This window comes from Clostridium celatum DSM 1785, assembly GCF_000320405.1.
Taxonomy (GTDB): domain Bacteria; phylum Bacillota; class Clostridia; order Clostridiales; family Clostridiaceae; genus Clostridium; species Clostridium celatum.
In genome coordinates, this window is sequence record NZ_KB291651.1 from 1 (window position 1) to 2487 (window position 2487).

The 2487-nt window shown below is 40.0% G+C and carries 4 protein-coding genes; 3 read left to right on the forward strand and 1 reads right to left on the reverse strand.

Features of this window, described 5'->3' with window-relative positions; translation table 11 throughout:
- Nucleotides 1-10: 10 nt before the first annotated feature.
- The gene (locus tag HMPREF0216_RS10425; RefSeq protein ID WP_341349487.1) at nucleotides 11-199 is read right to left on the reverse strand and encodes a response regulator; all 189 of its coding nucleotides are present in this window, start codon (nucleotides 197-199) and stop codon (nucleotides 11-13) included.
- 127 nt (nucleotides 200-326) lie between these two features.
- On the opposite strand from HMPREF0216_RS10425, the gene HMPREF0216_RS10430 reads away from it, so the two are divergent.
- Genes HMPREF0216_RS10430 through HMPREF0216_RS10440 form a run of 3 tightly spaced genes read left to right on the forward strand, consistent with a single transcriptional unit; the run spans nucleotide 327 to nucleotide 2322 of the window.
- Nucleotides 327-467 carry a CD1871A family CXXC motif-containing protein gene (locus HMPREF0216_RS10430; RefSeq protein WP_005214034.1) on the forward strand — a complete coding sequence of 47 codons (141 nt, stop codon included), beginning with the start codon at nucleotides 327-329 and terminating at the stop codon, nucleotides 465-467.
- A complete protein-coding gene (locus HMPREF0216_RS10435; RefSeq protein ID WP_005214035.1) occupies nucleotides 460-1347 on the forward strand; it encodes a 4Fe-4S binding protein in 888 nt (295 codons plus the stop codon). Before HMPREF0216_RS10430 ends, HMPREF0216_RS10435 begins: the two co-directional genes overlap by 8 nt.
- A 30-nt stretch (nucleotides 1348-1377) precedes the next feature.
- Nucleotides 1378-2322 (forward strand): TlpA disulfide reductase family protein, encoded by a 945-nt coding sequence (locus HMPREF0216_RS10440; protein ID WP_005214036.1) that lies wholly within the window; start codon nucleotides 1378-1380, stop codon nucleotides 2320-2322.
- The last annotated feature ends 165 nt before the right edge of the window (nucleotides 2323-2487 follow it).

A 2487-nucleotide genomic window follows, 5' to 3' on the forward strand; every position in this document is an offset into this window, starting at 1 on the left:
AATGTGTCCACTACTTTATACTAACACCAATCCCCGGCAAGTTAAGATCCAGCACGATCAGATCATACATTTCCGCATAGATCATGTGCAATGCTTCCTCTCCGTCATTGCACACGTCTACCTCATACCCAGCCTGGTGCAGACTTTTCGCAATTATACCACACAATTTCTTTTCATCTTCAACAACTAATAATCTCAATTTATTTTTCTCCATTTTCTTAACAAGAATTTTACACCCCCTATTGTATAATGCAAATATCGAAAGGTCAATAAACTGACTTTGAACATTGAAACAACATTGAAACAACATTGAAAGGAGTATTTTAATGAGAGCTGAAAAAGCAACACAGATTCTTTTACTTTCAGCCGGTCTTGTACTTTTCCTTGGCGGAATCTTCCGCGGAGAAGCTGCTGTTGTACTTAGTAAGGCAATAAAATTATGTATGGAGTGTGTCGGAATTGGATAAGAAAATAAAATCAAACAAAAACTTTCTAGTCCGCTTCCGCGGATGGATTCAGGCAGCTGCAACGCTGCTGACCAACATTCACATCCCGAATCTATTTAAAGGGAAAATCTATCAAGGAAATGTAAAGACACTGTGTGTACCGGGGCTGAACTGCTACTCCTGTCCTGCTGCCACAGGCGCATGTCCGATCGGAGCTTTCCAGGCTGTAGTCGGTTCTTCAAAATTCAAGTTCACCTACTACATCACCGGATTTTTTATCCTGTTAGGAGTGCTGTTAGGACGATTTATCTGCGGTTTCCTCTGTCCATTTGGATGGTTTCAGGATCTGCTGCATAAGATTCCAGGCAAGAAATTTTCCACCACAAAACTGAAACCTCTGCAATATCTAAAATACGTGATCCTGCTCGTCTTTGTGATCCTGCTTCCGGCATTTGTGACCAATTCACTTGGTATGGGAGATCCTTTCTTCTGTAAATACATTTGCCCACAGGGTGTACTCGAAGGTGCGATTCCACTGTCACTTGCCAACTCAGGAATCCGTTCTGCACTCGGACATCTTTTTACATTTAAATTCACGATCCTTGTGCTTTTCATTGTCCTGAGTATCCTGTTTTACCGTCCATTCTGTAAATGGATCTGCCCTCTTGGGGCCATTTATTCTCTGTTCAACAGAGTATCATTTCTTAAGATCCAAGTGGATCATGAGAAATGCGTAGGCTGCCAGAAATGTAGTCGTGTCTGCAAAATGGATGTCAATGTGGTAGACACACCTAATCATCCGGAGTGTATCCGTTGCGGAGAATGTATGAAAGCCTGTCCGACTGATGCGCTCTGCTATCATTACGGATTTTCAAATAAGAAACAGACTGACAGTAAATAAAATAAAACCATTAAAAGGAGATTTAAAATCATGAAAAACAAAACACTCAAAATAAACTCAATGAAATTAAAAAAGGTAATTGCTGCATCACTTGCCATTTCCGTGCTTTTTGCATTCACAGGTTGTGGAAGTTCTTCTAATTCTTCATCAACTGACAACAAGAAACAGGAATCCACTTCTACAGCAGACGCTGGCAGTACAGATGAACTGAACGAAAAACTGAATGATCTTTACCAGCAGGAGAATCAGCTCTTTGCTGATCACAAAGAAGCCTGGGACAAAGCATTTGGCTTTATGAGCAAGAACACTTCTGAAGATTCTATGACTGAAAACTATGCGGACTCCCTTGCAAGTGCAGTAGACTCAAACAAAGATTCTTTCTCAGAAGAAGAGTATGATACCCTAAGCAAAGACATTGAAACAATCCGCGGTATCGAAAAAGAGATTGCAAAGCTTGAGAAAAAGATTTCTGCCTCTAAATCCTCAGATAGTGCTTCCTCAAAAACTGATGAATCCACAGACGTGTTCCATGATTTCAAAGGGAAAGATCTGGATGGAAATGCCGTAGATGATAGTCTTTTCGCTAATAATAAAGTCACAGTTGTAAACTTCTGGTTCAGCGGATGTAAACCTTGCGTCGGAGAGCTCTCTAAGCTGAATGAGTTAAACGAGACACTTAAGGAAATGGGCGGTGAAGTTGTCGGTATCAATACAGACACATTAGATGACAATCAAGATGGTATCAAAGAAGCGAAGGAAATCATGAAAGCACAGGGGGCTTCCTACAAGAACCTGACTTTCGATTCTGATTCAACAGTTGGAAAATATGCCGGAAACATCATGGCATTCCCTACAACAGTTCTTGTAGATAAAGACGGAAATATCGTTGGTAAGCCTCTGATGGGTGGAATCGATGATCAGTCAAACTACGATCAGCTGATGAAACAAATCCAGTCCGTGATCGATCAGAAATAATTTATCTTATAAATAAGGATTGCTATCACTATTTTGGTATTGATTGAAATTTATATTTTGTTAAACAAATCAAAAAAATATAACAGTTAATTAGTAGCTACCACTGCTATGTATGCCGCCACTATGGATAACGGGGAGAGTAGATAGATTTGTGTAAAAAACAAA